The 17100-nt window shown below is 56.2% G+C and carries 16 protein-coding genes and 3 pseudogenes; 14 read left to right on the forward strand and 5 right to left on the reverse strand.

All coding sequences use genetic code 11. The annotated features are described in order from the left end of the window. Positions 1-4: 4 nt before the first annotated feature. From ACSC1P_RS21980 to ACSC1P_RS22005, 6 genes and pseudogenes are all read left to right on the forward strand, one after another. Positions 5-141 (forward strand): annotated as a pseudogene (locus ACSC1P_RS21980) (IS5/IS1182 family transposase); the annotation flags it as partial. Continuing rightward, positions 131-718: a hypothetical protein gene (locus ACSC1P_RS21985; protein WP_435362367.1), complete on the forward strand. Its 588-nt coding sequence runs from the start codon at positions 131-133 to the stop codon at positions 716-718. The pseudogene ACSC1P_RS21980 and the gene ACSC1P_RS21985, both read left to right, overlap by 11 nt. 725 nt (positions 719-1443) lie before the next feature. Next, entirely contained in the window at positions 1444-2112 is a 669-nt protein-coding gene (locus ACSC1P_RS21990; protein WP_435362368.1) for a hypothetical protein, read from the forward strand. A gap of 467 nt (positions 2113-2579) precedes the next feature. Continuing rightward, a pseudogene (locus ACSC1P_RS21995) lies at positions 2580-3020 on the forward strand (transposase); the annotation flags it as partial. Positions 3021-3384: 364 nt separating this feature from the next. Further along, positions 3385-4518: a tyrosine-type recombinase/integrase gene (locus ACSC1P_RS22000; RefSeq protein WP_435362369.1), complete on the forward strand. Its 1134-nt coding sequence runs from the start codon at positions 3385-3387 to the stop codon at positions 4516-4518. A gap of 292 nt (positions 4519-4810) precedes the next feature. After that, entirely contained in the window at positions 4811-5449 is a 639-nt protein-coding gene (locus tag ACSC1P_RS22005) for a MaoC/PaaZ C-terminal domain-containing protein (protein WP_435362370.1), read from the forward strand. Positions 5450-5549: 100 nt separating this feature from the next. On the opposite strand, the gene ACSC1P_RS22010 is transcribed toward ACSC1P_RS22005, so the two are convergent. Further along, positions 5550-5903: an SHOCT domain-containing protein gene (locus ACSC1P_RS22010; RefSeq protein ID WP_435362371.1), complete on the reverse strand. Its 354-nt coding sequence runs from the start codon at positions 5901-5903 to the stop codon at positions 5550-5552. A gap of 6 nt (positions 5904-5909) precedes the next feature. Then, complete coding sequence (locus ACSC1P_RS22015; RefSeq protein ID WP_435362372.1) at positions 5910-6326, reverse strand: DUF302 domain-containing protein; 417 nt, start codon at positions 6324-6326, stop codon at positions 5910-5912. A gap of 172 nt (positions 6327-6498) precedes the next feature. Here ACSC1P_RS22015 and ACSC1P_RS22020 point away from each other — a divergent pair, with 172 nt between their 5' ends. Continuing rightward, positions 6499-7029 (forward strand): DUF411 domain-containing protein, encoded by a 531-nt coding sequence (locus ACSC1P_RS22020; protein WP_435362373.1) that lies wholly within the window; start codon positions 6499-6501, stop codon positions 7027-7029. A 56-nt stretch (positions 7030-7085) separates the two neighbouring features. Here the strand turns inward: ACSC1P_RS22020 and ACSC1P_RS22025 are convergent, their stop codons facing one another. Next, positions 7086-7349 (reverse strand): hypothetical protein, encoded by a 264-nt coding sequence (locus ACSC1P_RS22025; RefSeq protein WP_435362374.1) that lies wholly within the window; start codon positions 7347-7349, stop codon positions 7086-7088. A gap of 486 nt (positions 7350-7835) precedes the next feature. Here ACSC1P_RS22025 and ACSC1P_RS22030 point away from each other — a divergent pair, with 486 nt between their 5' ends. Further along, entirely contained in the window at positions 7836-9164 is a 1329-nt protein-coding gene (locus ACSC1P_RS22030; protein ID WP_435362385.1) for a permease, read from the forward strand. Positions 9165-9409: 245 nt separating this feature from the next. On the opposite strand, the gene ACSC1P_RS22035 is transcribed toward ACSC1P_RS22030, so the two are convergent. Continuing rightward, positions 9410-10000, reverse strand: a complete 591-nt coding sequence (locus tag ACSC1P_RS22035; RefSeq protein ID WP_435362375.1) for a helix-turn-helix transcriptional regulator — start codon at positions 9998-10000, stop codon at positions 9410-9412. A gap of 131 nt (positions 10001-10131) precedes the next feature. Next, positions 10132-11535, reverse strand: a pseudogene (locus tag ACSC1P_RS22040) (permease). 269 nt (positions 11536-11804) lie between these two features. Here ACSC1P_RS22040 and ACSC1P_RS22045 point away from each other — a divergent pair. From ACSC1P_RS22045 to ACSC1P_RS22070, 6 genes are all read left to right on the forward strand, one after another. After that, on the forward strand, positions 11805-12104 hold the full coding sequence (locus ACSC1P_RS22045; RefSeq protein WP_435362376.1) for a hypothetical protein: 300 nt from the start codon (positions 11805-11807) through the stop codon (positions 12102-12104). A gap of 169 nt (positions 12105-12273) precedes the next feature. Continuing rightward, positions 12274-12471, forward strand: coding sequence for a heavy-metal-associated domain-containing protein (locus tag ACSC1P_RS22050; RefSeq protein WP_435362377.1), 198 nt, complete (start codon positions 12274-12276; stop codon positions 12469-12471). 500 nt (positions 12472-12971) lie between these two features. After that, the gene (locus ACSC1P_RS22055) at positions 12972-14921 is read left to right on the forward strand and encodes a heavy metal translocating P-type ATPase (RefSeq protein ID WP_435362378.1); all 1950 of its coding nucleotides are present in this window, start codon (positions 12972-12974) and stop codon (positions 14919-14921) included. 174 nt (positions 14922-15095) lie between these two features. Continuing rightward, positions 15096-15341 carry a hypothetical protein gene (locus ACSC1P_RS22060; RefSeq protein WP_435362379.1) on the forward strand — a complete coding sequence of 82 codons (246 nt, stop codon included), beginning with the start codon at positions 15096-15098 and terminating at the stop codon, positions 15339-15341. Positions 15342-15357: 16 nt separating this feature from the next. Continuing rightward, positions 15358-15753 (forward strand): DUF7985 family protein, encoded by a 396-nt coding sequence (locus ACSC1P_RS22065; protein ID WP_435362380.1) that lies wholly within the window; start codon positions 15358-15360, stop codon positions 15751-15753. 22 nt (positions 15754-15775) lie between these two features. After that, positions 15776-17100 (forward strand): DUF8186 domain-containing protein (locus ACSC1P_RS22070; RefSeq protein ID WP_435362381.1); only part of this gene is annotated, 1325 nt, incomplete at its 3' end.

Here is a 17100-nt window from a genome sequence, read left to right on the forward strand (position 1 = left end):
AACCCTGTCTAAGACATCCCGCTTCACGAGCAAGGCGGTTCGGTTAGGTAAAAATGCTGTCGCCGACTACGCGATTGTGTCGCTGCACTGTCTGTGGGTTACCTCGATATCTCCTACCGAGCCAGCGTATGTGTTCTTGCTCCCTGATGGTCGGTACCTGACCGTTCGAGGCATCGTCGACGAACCGGCACAGGCGAAAACCTCCCCGCTGGAAGGCGGTGGCTCCACGGTGGTGACCGGGTACCCGGCCGACGAAGAGTACGAGGTCGACGCCTATCTATATACCACGGTCCAGCATGCCGTTCAGGCCGACGAACTCGACGCCGAGATGATGGCCGAGTTCGTTGCCCGAGCGGTTTCGAAACTCGTCGTAGCGTCCGTCGAATCGGACCCAGTCGTACAACCGAGATCTGGCAACCGCCCGACTGTCGTAGCCCACATCGAGTTCCAGGACCGATTGGCGAAGATGCTTGACGCGCTCGCCAAGGATATCCCGGCCGCCGCCGGGTCGATAGGCGTGTTGGTCGACGCAGCGATTCGGCGCGCGCTGTTCGACGGCGACGAGACGCGGACAGTCTCAGCCGTCGTTGAGGAACCGCTCGGGTCGGTGCTGGACTCACTCGTTTCCTCACCCGAGAATCGATACGACTCTCTCGGTGTCCTCGGCAGGGCCGCCGTCGAACGAACCGCAGAGGAGGCGCTTCAATGGCGCGACTGACCGGCGACGGAGATTTCCGGTCGTTTGTGAAAGATCACGACGTGAATGATGTGGGGTCGGTTGGCGTCTTGTTGGCCGCTATTAACTCCGAGAAGGTTGATGAAACAATCACAGACTAGTGACTGTCGACGTGGATTGGCGATCCCTGTTACTACCGTATCGAGCGACCTTGGAGTATCGGTGACTATCATGCTCGTAGTTCAAACAACTGATTAGCGGAAGCGCCATTCTGGTTTTTATAAACACAAAAATCTGAGTTGAAATACTGACCTGAACTGATGTCCCAACCCGTGTTTGAGGTGGTTCGGTTTTACCGGTTCAGGTAAAATCGTGCATTCTAGCGGTACCTTAGCTTGTGTAGTTGAAACTCGCAGTCAACTACCAATTGTCAATCGACCCTACTTGATGACCCCTTTCAGAAAAAATAGTTGTAGATCTGATGTCTGTGCTGTTCTGCCCCATTGAATGAATGAAAATAAAGAATTTCACAATAGCATTAATTTTCATGCAGCCAATTAATCACCGATAGCCAGTACTATTGGTACGTAATGGTGTCAAACCAACGTCGGAAGATGTCAAGGAGGAAAGCACTGAAATCTATTGCCGCTGCTTCTTCAATCCCTTCACTTGCGTACAGTGTAAGTGGTCAACCATCGGAAGAAGAGGCTGCCCGTGATCTATACCAAAAGTCACGAGATATTTTGGTGTCGTCAAATGACATTGATGTGGCACGGAGATTCCTAAAGAATCACGGATTTTCAATCGCCAATAAAACAGCCAAGGTGAAAGCCCCAGTTGCTGAAGACTTCGTCGGAGATAATTCACCGGAAAGTTCCGATAGAGATTTTTCGACCCAAAGTGCTTACGAACCGAGAGAAAACCTGACTCTAAACATAGACATTAATTATTATTCTCAATCGGGTCAGTACTTCGCATCTGCTGATTGGATGTGGGACTCTCAGACTCTTGGACCTCTAGACGGTGTTGCCTTGTCTTATAAAGAAAACTCGTGGGCGGTTCCTCCGAATGGATACAGTTCTACCGAGTATGCCGATCTTGATGTCGAGGCCCCTTGGGCGAACGGATATGCATGGCGATACCATGACCACAATCATACAATCGATAACGATGGTGCTGGAGAATGGCAGAGCGCCTCACTTGAGATTCAGCCATATAGCGATGCAGTAGATCCTGAACAACGATATATCTGGCTCGTTTATACACAAACCTCCTCACCATACGGAGGATATGTAAATGGCCTGTCCCTCGGATACGGTATCCTAGGCGTGGACGTAACTGGTGTAAGCATGACATATGACACGTGGAAGAGAGATAAGAGCGGCCAAGATTTGAAACTCTCTCAGGCAGATGCAGATTTCGTCAACTGCTGTTAGCCAGAACTAAGTAGACTCCGGTATCCACTTTTTGTATGATAAACTTCCATACCAGACCCAATAAGGTGATGTTTTTCGGAATGGAGATGTCGTTATTATCCATCTTCGGCAATCAAATATTTGAGGGGAATTTGTCTGACCTATGGGTGATATTGTTCATGATCAGTCTCGTCACATTTTTCATCGGAATTTTAATCAAAACTGAATAATTGATTCATATATCATATAAGATGGAAAGTGGTCGTTGAACGTAATTATACGAATCACGTCCTCGTTGCTTTCGACGGCTACCCGCTGCACAGTCGACGATTCCGACGATGACGGTGGCAGAAGGCTCTGTCGACTGGGCAACAAGCGACGCGTACACCGTCGTCATCAGATCGCTGGGCAAGTCCTGGAACTGTACGTGGAAGATTTCCCCTCGTGCGTCGTCGTTAGGCAAGCCGATTTAGTCCTCGAAGCGGATCACACGAGCGAGGGTGCAGGCAAAGCGAGTCCTGAAGACTGATAAAGATCGGTACATGAACGACCGTAGGCTCCACTTAGGCAAGAACGATTGGCACCAGACGACGATTGTGTACCGACGGAAGGAATACTCCGAGCACACTGACCACTGGTAGTACTCAGTGTTCATGTGCAACGGTAGTGTGGGGTTCCTGAGTGAGTATGGCTACCGCTGGGAGACTGAGAGCGGCTATCGAAGCATCAAACGGTTCATGGCGGTGACAACCTCCAAGAACTTCGTCTTGCGGTTCTTCTACTTCGCGTTCGCGTGCCTTCTGTATTCTATCTGGCAGGCGGTGGATCTGCTGGTTCAGGCCGAGCTGACGGGCGAGTACGAGCACTCCCCGATTGTGACTGCGGACAATACGCTCACACTGTTGAAGAAGGGGACTGGAATCGGGTAATCACCGAGTGTAGTGCCAGGGTAAATGGAGGGTGATGAGCGGCAGCGCTGGTCTGATTTCTTTAAATACCTGATTCGAGTTGGGCTACTAACTTGAGCAGGCTTCCTGACCCGAGTTTGAAGTACGTCGAATTTGTTGGTTCGGTTGAAATCGTGCATCCTGGCGGTCCTAAAGCCCGTGTAGTCTCAACTTCCAACGCTCAAATTCGATATTGCGAAATAAAGTTTATAAAACTATGTTCTGGAATTAGGGGGCGTTAGAGTACTGAATTCGGGCGATTAGCGGGTATTTTGATTTACTATGTCTTAGGGCAGAAAGACACAGTACACTGAAGTGGGTCGCCGCCGTCGACGAATCCACCCAGATGGAATCGGACAACACCGGGCCTTCACCCGAGGAAAATGCCCTCGAAACGGCCATCCAGGCACGGCTGGACAGTCTCGACTCGGGGAACTACCGCGCGAACAACGAACTCGTCCTCGCTCAATTCGCTATCTTTCTCCGCGACAAGCGGGACGTCACCAGCCTCGAAGACCTCACAGTCCTCGACTGTCGACGGTACGCCCAGTGGCTTCGAACCCGGGTGAACGATGACGGAGATGACCTTTCGGCCGCATCTGCGCACGCGAACGGCCCGTACTTCACCATCGTCAGGGCGTTCCTCAGCTGGTGCGTCGACGACGAGCGCCTGGACACGAATCCGGCTAGACCGAATCGGGTCAAGCAGGCACTTCCCGAGTATCACGCTGACCACGACCGCCAGTTCTGGTCCGCTGATGCACGAAAGGCACTGCTCAACTTCGTCGACAAACGAGCCCACGATACCCTGGACCAGTTCGACGACACCCGGGAACGCGCGTTCCGCGACCGGGCGATTGTGACGATGCTTGCACTCACCGGAGCTCGCGGTGCAGAACTCTTCCACGATCCACGCGACGACCACCGAAACGGAATTCGCTGGCGAAACCTGGATCTCGAGAACGGGGTTGCCCTCGTCTTCGGAAAGACGCGCGAAGAGCAGGCGATTCCGCTCACTAAGAGAGTCGTCGACGGCTTAGAGAGCTACCACAGAGTGCTTGATCCTGCGACGTCGGACTGGCCGGTGTTCCCGACTCGCCATCATCCGTCGCTGGCGACGGCTGTTCGAGACGGATTGCAGGATCGAGGCTGGACGGAAGACGACATCGCCGCAACCTTCGAGGAGTCGACGTCGATGGAACTTCTCCGTGAACATGAGCTCGCACCACCCGCACTTTCGAAGAACGGTGCTCGCTCGCTGATGCAACGACTCTGTGAGGAGGCAAGTATCGAAATCGATGGGGAGTATCTGAAACCACACGGTGGTCGGCGCGGACTGGGTAGTGAACTGTACGCTGTCGACGCAGAACTTGCTCAGGAGACGCTCCGTCACGAGTCTATCGAGACGACGCACGAATCCTACCGAAAACAGAGTGTGGCTGAACGCAAGAAGCGACTCGAAGATATCCTCGACGAGTAGGCAACACTGGGAATCACTATTCTTCTTGCTTGTAGATGACTACAGACTCCGAGTGGGCCCGTCAGTGCGTTCTATCAAAATATTATGGTTACTGAGCAATGTTCGGAGTAGAAACAAACAGTGATGAAGAAGTAGTAGGTCACTAAGCTACGACATAAAATGATTATGCGGATATCTACAGAACGTGTAAATAGTATCTGCACCTACTAGTTTATACCCGAAAATTCTGCCAAATCTGACAAACCTGCCACTCCTAGAGATTCGGTATCAACAGGATACTCAGAACAAACCTATGCCAATTGATCCCGTGTGCGGGATGGAAATCCCGACAGAATCCGTAGAAACAACCTCTAATTACGAGGGAGAACGATTTTCCTTCTGTTCACCAGACTGCCTCAAACTTTTCGAAGGCTCCCCACAGAAGTACATCGAGACACCCCACCCCCACCTCGTGGAGGCGAGTGGCGCTATTCTCCCTCGTCTACCGTATGGCCGTGCAAAAGGGGAATTCAACATTGAAATCACTGATTCTACATCACTCCAAGAGGGCGATAGCGTCAGCTTCTCGAAAGTGATTACGGACGAGGATGTCCGAAAATTCGCCGAAGCGACTAGCGACACGAACGCCCTCCATCTCAATGACTCATTCGCTGAGAAGACGCGATTCGGCCATCGAATCGTCCACGGGACGCTCGTTTCGGGTTTGATTAGTGCCGCCCTTGCGTGCTTTCCGGGACTGACAATCTATATCTCACAGACTCTCGAATTTCGGCGGCCAGTCAACATCGGTGAGTCACTGACGGCTCAGTGTAAAATCGTCGAAAAACTCGCGGACAACCGGTATCGACTCACAACGCACGTCAAGAACGGTTCTGGTGAGACCGTCCTTGACGGAACTGCGACTGTTCTCATCGATCCTCTCCTGGAATAAGTAGAGAGTCTCATGCTCAGCCCCTGCTGAGGCGTGGGAAAGGAGTTCACGCGATGAACGAGGGTTGCCATCGCCTCATACGAAGCAGAAGTCGGGCAGTTTACTCTGAGCGTTTGAGCTTTTCACGGCGAACTTCAAATTCCTCGTCGGTGAGATCACCACGAGCGTATGCCATGCGCAATTCCTCCATCGCGGGGTTTTGAGCCGAGTGTGATTCTGTCGCGTGACGGACGAGGAAGTACCCCCCTCCGAGCAGCAAGAGGAGGAAGACGAGTGGGACAAGCATCCCGACGAGTGGCCACCACCCATTGGTAGTTTCGTATCCCCCCATCATTCCGCCGTACCCCATCACTCCGCCGAATCCAACCGCCATCATGAGCACGGGCAGGAGGATCAGCGCGCCGAGGATGAGGAGGATGATGGTCGTGGTGTCGAGTTGGTTCGACGACGACATAGTTTATCAGGCCTCCGACGCGGACTCGCACGTCTCACTGACGCTGGCGAGGACGCGCTCGAATCGGTCGTGGACCTCGCTCGCGATCGAGTCGAGGGCCGAGTTGTCGGCGATACCGACCAGGCGTTCCGGGTCCACAGCACTCACCACGACCTCACCATCGCCGGTTTCGTAGACGATGACGTTACAGGGAAGGAGTGCACCGAGTTCGATCTCCTCACTTAACCCTTCGTACGCGAGTTGCGGGTTACATGCACCGAGTATTCGATACTGTTGAAACTCTTCGCCGAGTTTCTGTTTGAACGTGGCCTGAACGTCGATATCGCAGAGAACACCGAAGCCTTCCGCTTTGAGTGCGGCGATTGTCGCATCGACAGTCTCATCGAAGTCTCCAGACACAGTTGTTTGTGCAGTATAGTCCATATAGTACATTACACTCTTGACCGTCTTAACGATGTGGCCCTGAGGGGGACCTGTTGGTTAGACTGGAAGGGCACACACCAGCTTTGGACCATTCTTATCAAATTTTCTACTAACCAAAAACTCACTGTAACCAATATGCGTCTGGCTGACCTCTCTGCAATCATAGATAATCATGTCACGGACGAAAAATAAGCCTGTCGCGGCTCGACGTACGCTTCTCAGAGCAGCGGGAGTCGCGGCCGCAGGGCTGCTCAGTGGGTGTCTCGGACAGAAGAGAGCAGATGAGACTCCCGAATCAGAGGTGTCTCCGGACAGAACTGTCTCAGAGAGCGTGAACAGCATTACCTTGTACAAGGACCCCACTTGTTCATGCTGTAGTGAGTACGTCGGCTATCTAGAGGAGAAACTCGGTACGTCGGTGGCGGTCGTCGACAAGGTGGACATGAGTGGTATCAAGACCGAGTATGGGATTCCTGAGAACATGCTGAGCTGTCATACTGTCGACTTGGGCGACTACTTTGTCGAGGGGCACGTCCCGTACAAAGTCGTAGACAGCCTGCTTCGTGAGGCTCCAGAAATCGCTGGAATCGCATTGCCCGAAATGCCGAGCGGTTCACCAGGGATGCCCGGTGAAAAGACGGGAGAGTGGACGATTTACTCGGTCCTCGACGACGGTTCAGTGAAAGAATTCGCGACGGTGTAATCGTAGTGCATCTTTCTTAAACAATTCTGTCGACCGAACTGATTCACGGGAGGCGCTCAGCAACCGTGACCTTGCCCAGCCATCCCGTGGCCGTGTGCGCCGTCAGCCATGCCGGGACCCATCTCGTCGAAGTCCCCACCCATGTGCTCGTTCATGTGTCCCTCCATCCAGGCCACCCAGTCGGTGGTGGTGCCGTCGTATGGAGGCGCGCCGTCAGCGATCGATTCGTCGCCGTGGGCACCCACGAGCGGGGCAGCTACTACAAGCGCGACGAGCACGAGTGCCACGACCAGCCAGCGTCCGAGAGTGAAGTTGGTCATTGTCGTTCTCCTCAGTTACTCGTAGGACGGCTCAAGGGTTATCCCGATGGGTGTGAACGCACACAGGAGATTGTCCTGTACCGTATATACTGCCCACTAATCGTTTCTTTCAGAATAGAACCGTTCGTCTGGTGCATATTCGGTTGAGTGGCCGATCGTATTTTCTACCGATTGAGAGACGCCGTCAAATGCTCCAGTCCGTCCTCGTCGCCAGGGATGGTTTGCATCCTTATTCAATGCTTGCCGTGACAAAGCAGCAGGAACGTCACGACCCACCGAGTGGTGAGTCGACAGAATAGAAGTACACTTCCTGACGGTATGTCCCCCGATGATTTTGAAAGGTATGCTCTGACAGCCAGTTCACCGTTCGGCTTTGGTCCACAAGAAATCGAACGTCGCTACGTTTGCATACCAAAATTTGACACCGAGTTCATCGCTGTTGTTCTAGTAAAAATCCCGTTAAGTCAGAAGCCCCATTTTCCACGTATGGAAAAGAAGGAATACGCGATTCTGCTACTCATCGCCCTCGCGACAGTCGGTGTTGGTGTGTTCACCACCTCGAAGCCGCTGTCAACGTTCTTCGTCGAGAGTACACGGCAGTTCGTGACCACGACGGCAGCGATGGCGTGGATTACGTGGTGGGCACTCGTCATCGGATTCGCCATTGCTGGCGGTGTCGAGGCGTGGACCTCTGACGAACAGGTTGCAGACCTGTTGGATGGCCACGGTGCACGCGAAATCGGCTATGGGTCGCTGTTCGGGTTCGTCTCGTCTTCGTGCTCCTACAGCGCCATCGCCACCGCGAAAAACCTGTTCAAGAAGGGCGGATCTGCAGCTGCCACTATCGGCGCGTTCATGTTCGCCTCGACGAACCTCGTCATCGAGATCGGCGCAGTCATCTGGATCCTGCTGGGTTGGCAGTTCCTTCTCGCCGACATCGTCGGCGGGTTCATGCTCATCGGAATGATGGGTTTTGGATTCGTGTATCTCGTCCCCGACGAGGTCGTCGAACAGGCTCGACAAAACGTCCTCGACGACGGTTCGCCGACCGTTCAAGACCCCGTCTGTGGGATGGATGTGAATCCTGAAGAAGCGGAATTTTCTACCGAACATGACGGTCAGACGTACTACTTCTGCTCGCAGTCCTGTAAAGACAGTTTCGACCCCGAAGAAGCGAACACGACTATCCGCGAGCAAGCGACTTCGCTCGCTGGCTGGAAAGCGCTGGCTGACAAACAGTGGAAAGAGTGGGGGATGCTATGGGACGAAATCGCCATCGGGTTCATCTTTGCTGGTCTCATCGCCGGGTTCATCCCCGAACAAGTCTGGACCTCAGTGTTCTCTGGACCGACGTTCGGCCTTCCGGTGTACATCTTCTGGACTGCAGTGCTCGGGGCCGTCATCGGTGTCGTGACGTTCGTCTGTTCGGTCGGGAACGTCCCGTTCGGCGCTGTCCTGTTCTCAAACGGGCTGCCGTTCGGGTCGGTTCTGTCGTACATCTACGCCGACCTCATCGTTCCCCCGATTATTGACGCGTATCGCGAGTATTACGGGACGAAGTTCGCAGCCGTTCTCTCTGGAATGATCTTCGTCAGCGCAGTTTTCACTGGGATCATTATCCACTTCGTGTTCCTTGGTCTGGGCCTCATCCCGGACCCGGCGAGCGTACAGATTGCAGAAGTAAAGATCGAAATGAACTACAAGATGGTCCTGAACGTTCTCGCGACCGTCTTCTTCCTGTTCCTGTACTGGCTTCACCGCTCGGCCTCTATTGGTGACGACGAACAGGGCGAACACGCTCACACCACAGACTGACGCTTCTGTTTGTCTCACGTGTACAGGGCAGGGAGGACATCATCGGACGAGTCTAGCCTTGAAAGATGCCAGCAATCCGGTCGGATGCTTCGAGTCGCCTGACTCCGTGCTTTCGGTCTTTCCCTCGGCTTCTTTGAGCCTCGCCGCTTCGTATTCAGCGATCATGTGTGCGACGTGGCGATTACACATACGAGAGCATACGCCATGCAACTACAAAGCTGTTCGAGCGAGATCAAAAGCGACTGCTAGTCTTGACGCTGTCGCAGGCTGTCACTCGGATAAATCCGGTACGTCCGTCCCTGACGCTCGCGGTACAGTAGTCCACGCTTCTCGAGTGCGGTGACCGATTGACTCACTTTGCTCTTCGAGAAGTCCGAGCGGTCCCGGAGTTCGATTTGTGTGATTCCCGGTGAGGAGAGAACTGGTTCGAGAATTCGGCGTTCATCGTCCGGCAGGAGATCGAGCACGCGGGCTCGAGGCTGCTCTTCCGGATTGACCACCTCGCCCGGTTGCGCGTCAGTCCCCGGTGAATCGTCGGGCTTCGCGGTGCTCACACTTGGCGACTCGGTCGCTGGGTGATTGCTTCCGTCCGCGACAGACAGGTCGTCACGGACGACGAGGTAGAGGCCGCCGACGAGCGCCGACACGAGGAGGGTCCCGAGGACGTACCAGAGGGGATTCGTTCCGTGAACTGCTCCCATGGATGGCCCCATCATCGAGTCCATCTGGCCGAACGTGCGCTGCTGCTGGTAGGATTGCCAGCTGAACACCCCGCCGACGAAGAGCACGGCGGCCACGAGTAGTCCGACGAGCATATCCGCCCGGCGTTGGTTCATCGCCACCACCCCGGTTCATTCGGTCTGTTGGTCATGTCGTCTCTTTCGGTAGCCACCGCTGTAGCAGTTTTGCCTTTCTGTCCCAAGACTCTTCGTCGGGGGTCTAAAACTGAAATACTGAACGAGCGCGGTCAGTGATGGTCGTGGCTCTGCGAAGCGCCACCCTCAGCGGTCGTTGGATGATGCTGTGCGAACTCGGCAGGACTCTTTTCGAACGACTGCTTGCACCGATTCGAGCAGAAGTAGTACGTTTCCCCATCGTGAGTGATGCTCGGACCACTGTCGTCGGTTCGCATTCCACAGACGGGGTCGCGATATTGGCCCGGCGCACCGAGTCCGCGCCGGTAGACGTAGAGGAGGAACCCGGAGAGGGCGAACGCGATGGTATTCAGGTAGAACGTGTAGTTGAGTTCGAAATAGGTCTGTTCGGTGGCCGTCTGGCCGCCGGCGAGGTTCGGGACGATACCGAAGGCGTTGAACAGTTCCTCCATGAGGAAGCCCGTGAACGCCATCGTCACGAAGAAGACACCGAGGATGTACAGCATCACTTTCCAGCCGTAGTACTTCCGATAGACGTTCAGGATGGGAATCGTGATGAGGTCAGCGTAGACGAACGCGATGACGCCCGCGAAACTGATGCCGCCACCCCAGAGCGCGACAGCGAACGGAACGTTTCCCATACTCCCGACGAAACTGACGACGGCAATTGCCACGCCCATAATGGCGTTCTCGGCACTGACGAAGAGTCCATCACCTTGGAGGAAGAGCACGTTCCACACCCACTGGGGGACGAACACGATGACGAAACCCGAGATGAGGAAGCCTGCGACGACGTCCTTCCAGATCATCGACCACTCCTTGCGGTACTGGTTGCCGACCTTGTACCAGCCACCCCACGAGCCGAGTTCGTCCTGCCACCCACCGCGACTGGCGGCTTCCTGCTGGTAGGTCTACATACAACCTGCAGAGCAGAACTTCAGTGTCTCACCGTCGTCGGTCGTGAGCGAGTACTCGTCTTTTCCTTCCATTCCGCATGTCAAATCCTCGGTGATGCCGTTTTCGTGATCGCGCTGATTCAGTTCCTGTCGAACCTCGTCGAAGAGGTTCTCGGGGAGCGTCAGGTGGACGAGCAACGCCATCACGGCGATGAGGATAACACCGCCGAGGAGTTCTGCGACGAGGAACTCCCAACCGAGAAGTATCAGGATCATCAGTCCGAGTTCGACGATGAGGTTCGTGGAAGCGAACATGAACGCGAGGACGTTCACCGCGTGCGCACCTTTCTTGAACAAACCCTTCCCGATGGCGACCGCACCGAAGCTACAACCGCTGCTCGCGGCGCCGAACACCGTCGCCTTTGTGAGGCCACTCAGATTTTCCTCACCGAGGACGTTCGCCATTCGCTCCTTCGAGACGTAGACCTGGACGAAGCTCGTAATCACCAACCCCATGATGATCGCCCACGCGGCGGTCCAGAGGAAGCCGACGCCGATCCGTAACGACTCGAAGACCCCATCGACGAGAGCGGCTTGCATATCTATACCTTCGCAGGCACCGGATTTGCGCGTTGTTCTTGGTATTCCGGGGCCATCGGTTCCTCGGTACTGTGGGTTCGAAGGCGTCGTTCGCTGGGGTCGCTTGTTTCACGTACTGGTCACCGCTAGTCTCGCTGCTGAGAGGTACCACGGATGTGGGTGCAGTGTTGCCCTTTCGTCGCAGGGAACTCCCGTGGCTCAGGCAAGGAGGGACCCGCTTTCGAATCGTAAGAGAAAGCCGATTGAACGAGCCAAGCGTACGACTACGTATGAGCACTACTACCACGAGCCAAGACGCGTTCGAAATGGAACCCACGGTCGGTGTAATGCACCTCGACGCTCTGGCACTCGGCGGCGCGGCTGCTGTGGTCTCTGCAGCCGTCATGCTCCTGCTCAGCGTATTCAGCGCCGTCGGTGTCTACGAGGGCGCGGTCGCGATGATGGAACAGTGGCATATGTTCTACGAACCGACCGTCGTCGGCACTGTCGCAGGCATGGTCGAGGCGACGATAATCAGCTTCGCCCTCGTGTACGCCGTCGCGTGGTTGTACAACGCCTTCGCGCGGTAGGGGACAGAACCTGAGGATTGTTTTCGCTGAGTCGCAGAAAGCTGGCCGACGGCAACGAAGAACTTCAGTACCGCGATGGAAGGTACTTCGATTCCAAAGTTAGGATTGCCTACGACCCACTTCCTCAAAGTAACAATCTGCATAAAAGCGGAGAACGTAATATCAGAACATGTCGACGACAATCACCGTAAAGGGAATGAGCTGCGGTCACTGTGAACAGACAGTAGAGGAGGCACTTCGAGGCGTGTCCGGCGTGACCGACGCGACCGCCGATCGGGAGGTCGAACAGGCGAGCGTCGACAGCGATGCCGATGTCGCGGACCTCGTGCAGGCCGTCGAAGACGCTGGCTACACCGCCCACGCCTGAGTGCACCGACATCAATGAGCAACCGCTCACGGACGACAACCCGGACGTTCTCGTCCGAGTCCGTTTTCTGAATCACGCAGTATCAGGGTTTGGACGATACGGCACGAGATAGTACCAATATTCAATCAATGAGCAACCGTTCAGCCCACGAGGAGTCTCGAGGTTCCTCGTCCGAAAACCAGTCTGAGGAGACCGTCTACTGCTGTCGTGTTTGTCAGCTAGAAGCAGATAGTGGCAGGCGAGCGGCGGCTTCCTCGTCCGCTACGCGGCCAGCCAACTCGTCTGGGCAGGCGGACCAAGCCCAGAATAGTGAGACCACTGCGGAACCTGAGCGCACAGAGGAACACGCACACCACAAGCACGAACCCACATCCAGACACAGCCACGACGAAACCGAACATGACCACACCGGCACGACTGAGCATGAACACGGTGCGCACGTTCACGAAGGCGGCCACGATCGCCACGAGGCCCACACCGATCACTCAGGCCATGAACAGATGTTCCGGCGGCGGTTTTGGATCTCGTTTGTCCTCTCGATCCCAGTTATCTTCTTTAGCGAATTCATTCAGGACGTCTTCGGCTACACCGCACCGACGTTCCCCGGAAGCGTCTGGATTACGCCCGTCCTCTCGGTAATCATCTTCGCGTACGGTGGTCTGCCCTTCCTCTCGATGGCTCGCACCGAACTGCAAAACCGCGAGCCTGGGATGATGATGCTCATTTCCCTGGCTATCACCGTCGCGTTTGTCTACTCAATCGCAAGTCTGTTCCTCGAAGGGACTACGCCGTTCTTCTGGGAACTCGTCACGCTGATCGACATCATGCTGTTGGGCCACTGGATGGAGATGCGCTCGGTCCGGCAGGCCTCCGGAGCACTCAACGAGTTGGCGAAGCTCATGCCCGATACCGCCGAACGTGTCACCGAGAGCGGAGACACGGAAGAGGTTCCAGTCTCCGAACTCTCCGAAGATGATGTCGTGCTCGTCCGGCCGGGCGCGTCCGTCCCTGCGGACGGCGAGGTCGTCGAAGGCAATTCGTCTGTCGACGAGTCGATGATCACCGGCGAGTCGCGACCCGTCGACAAGGACCTCGGTTCGGAAGTCATCGCGGGCACGGTCAACCAGGACGGGAGCCTCCGTGTTCGTGTGACGAAAACCGGGGACGAGACGGCACTCGCCGGAATTATGCGCCTCGTCGAAGAGGCCCAGTCGTCGAAGTCCCGCACGCAATTGCTCGCCGACCGCGCGGCGGGATGGCTGTTCTACATCGCGCTCGCCGTCGCAGGCATCACGGCCGTGGCGTGGGTCGTCGCAGTTGGGTTTAGCATCGACGTCCTCGAACGGGTCGTCACCGTCCTCGTCATCGCCTGCCCGCACGCGCTAGGACTCGCGGTTCCGCTTGTCGTCGCAATCAACACCTCCACCGCTGCCCAGAACGGGATGCTCATTCGCGACCGGATCGCGATGGAGGAGGCTAGAAACCTCGATACGGTGATGTTCGACAAGACCGGCACGCTCACGAAGGGGGAGCAGGGCGTCGTCGGCATCCAGACGGCAGGTGACTGGAACGAAGACCGGGTGCTCAAAATCGCCGCCAGCGTCGAGGGTGACTCCGAGCACATGATCGCTCGCGCTATCCGGAACGCCGCCGAGGAACGTGGTGTCCAGCGAGCCAAAGTCTCAGAGTTCGAGAACCTCCGCGGGCTCGGTGTCCGGGCCGCCGTTGGCGGCGAGACGGTTCATCTCGGTGGACCCAACCTGATAGAGAAACTCGGCATCGAACGGTCCGACGATATCGTATCGTTCGCCGAGAACGCTGGCTCGAATGCCCAGACCGTCATTTACCTGATCCGGGACGAGTCCGAGGTCGTGGCGGCATTCGCCCTTGCGGACGTCATCCGCGAGGAGAGCCGGCAAGCGATCGAGGCGTTGCACGGGATGGGCATCGAAGTCGCGATGCTGACCGGTGACTCCGAGGACGTCGCCAAGGCCGTTGCCGAAGAACTCGGCATCGACCAGTACTTCGCAGAGGTGTTGCCAGAGGAAAAGGATACCAAAGTAGAACAACTCCAGTCGGAGGGGAAACTGGTCGCGATGGTTGGTGACGGTGTCAACGACGCCCCAGCGCTGACCAGAGCTGACGTGGGTATCGCTATCGGCTCAGGGACGGACGTTGCGATCGAATCGGGAGACATCATCCTCGTCGACAACAATCCACTGGACGTAGTCCGCCTCATCCGACTCTCGAAGGCGAGCTATCGGAAGATGCAGGAGAACCTCGTGTGGGCAACCGGCTACAACGTCGTCGCGCTTCCACTCGCGGCGGGGATTCTCGCGCCCATCGGCATCCTCCTGTCTCCGGCAATCGGTGCTGTGTTCATGTCTCTCTCGACGGTCATCGTCGCAATCAATGCCCGCCGGCTCAGCAGGGTCGACCTCTCTACATGACGACGCTGGTTGCTGTGAATTTCCAGTTTTACACCGATCTCCTATTTCATCTAACCATTTATCCTTATCGACTACAATAATATTCGGTGATAAATTTTAGAAATATATTTACCGAGGAAGAATTAAATCAGTGTAAATAGCATGGGTTCAATCTGTGCTGGGTAGAAATAAACAATGATAACACGGTCAGTCACCATCGAAGCAATCGATAACCTGCACTTGGAGTGGAACCGCCACATCAATGCCTCTGCTCTCTACCGGCGCGCTCTCCGCGAAGAGATGCAGAACCGAGACGTCAGCCCTCACGAGTTGCGGAACCTCCTCAACCGCACTCAGGAGCAGGGATACACGCTCGAAGATATCACAGCCAAAACTAGCCGAGTAGCTGACCTGGAAGGACTCGTCGAAAACACCGAGTAACTACAACCGAATCACGATGACCAAACACGACACAGCCGTCGACGAACCGAACACAGACCGAACATACACCCGGAAACTCGCTTTCACCACGCTCCTCCTGAGCCTCTTCGCCGTCCAGCCAGTCGCTGCACAGAACGCAGTCTGTAACGCGGACAAGCTCCCAACGATGATTGAAGGCTTCTTCCAGCTCACGACTGGCCTGGGCATCGTCGGCCTCGCCGTCGTCTGGCAGGCCGACTCGCTCGTCGAGATATTCACGCTTAATCCGGAGCAGAAGAAGGGCCTTAAGCGGCATAAGCGCTCGGCGATGAAGTCTGCGCTCGTCCTCTTGGTACTTGGCCCGCTGTACACCGTCGCTGGATCAATGATGGGGCTCCCGCTCGCAGACTGCGTCAACCTCACACCCTGGTGAGTAGGTCCAGCAGCGCAGTCACATGCAGCGAGACATTGCCGTTCTGGTCGCCATCGTCATCGTGACGACAGTCGTAATGAGCAGCGTCACGGCGACGCCACCCAGACCCGGGACCGAGGAGAACGGACTCACCGAGAACGAGTCCGCGACGCTCTGGTCTCGCGACGCCGACGACTACATCACCGAAGAGGAGTATCAGCGTCGGTACGGCGAATCTCGGACGGCGATCCACGAACTTGCGAACGGCACCGACATCACGTTCAAGCGGCCACCGCATACGGCGGCGACGTGGACTAGCCACGATTTCACAGACCTCGCCGCTGGTGACGAAGACACGTCGGTACATCCACCGAGTGCGAGCCTCGACGACGGCCTCTTCATCGAAGACGCCCACGCGAGCGTGTTTGCAGTTCACCCGTCGACGAGAGGCCATCTCGAAGACGGGGAGACACCGCTGTACATCGCTCCGGACGGGACGCTCCGTGGCTTTGTTGACTATCGCGTTCGAGTGCCGAGCGGCGGTAGTACGAACAACACGACCGTCGAGTGGTCGCTACAAAGCCACGAAATCGACGAGGTTCGACTCGTCGAGGAAGGAACAGTCATCGCTCGAACAGCCGGGAACCACACGCCAGTCCTCGACTACCAACTCGATAACGACCGACGCACTACGCTCACACTTGAGGCGGACATTAGCGTCCGACTCCAGAACGTCACGACGGGCGAAGACGGCAATCAGACAAACCGGACGGTCAGCTATCGCGACGAGACGCTCACTGTCTCCGACTCGCTCGATGTCGAAGTGTACGACCTCGAAGCGTACCCACACTACGCCGAGTACCCGAACGGCGATACCGGCGTCTCGATGTTCCAGACGCGCCCGTGGCAAGGATACACGCTCTCCGCCGATGGAGAAACACGGGTCCGGGGAGTGTGGCGGTTCTACACCGCTCGAGACACAGACTGGGACACACTCGTCCAGTCGTCGACGACCGGGGCAACTGAGGTCACGTCCGACGCGATTCCCGTGTACGTTCACGCGTACCCATCGCGCATCGGCCCGCGAGCCGAACCCGTTCGCGACGGCCCAGAGATACTCGAAGTGTGGGGCATCGGCCGGTCGACGCCGGCCAGCACGCTCGGGGAGAACATCAACATCGAAGTCGTCGAGCAGTCGTACACAACCTCCTACGGGCTTGCTGTCCGGTCACAGGACGTCGACCGGTCAGCCATCCACGTCGCCGGTATCGTCCGCGGCGTGAACGCCACTATCGTCGAACCTCCTGCAGGTTCGGAGCGACAGATACGCGAGAGCAACCTCACTATCGACGTTATCGAGGAGACTGA

It is taken from the genome of Haloarchaeobius caseinilyticus (assembly GCF_051207395.1).
Taxonomy (GTDB): domain Archaea; phylum Halobacteriota; class Halobacteria; order Halobacteriales; family Natrialbaceae; genus Haloarchaeobius.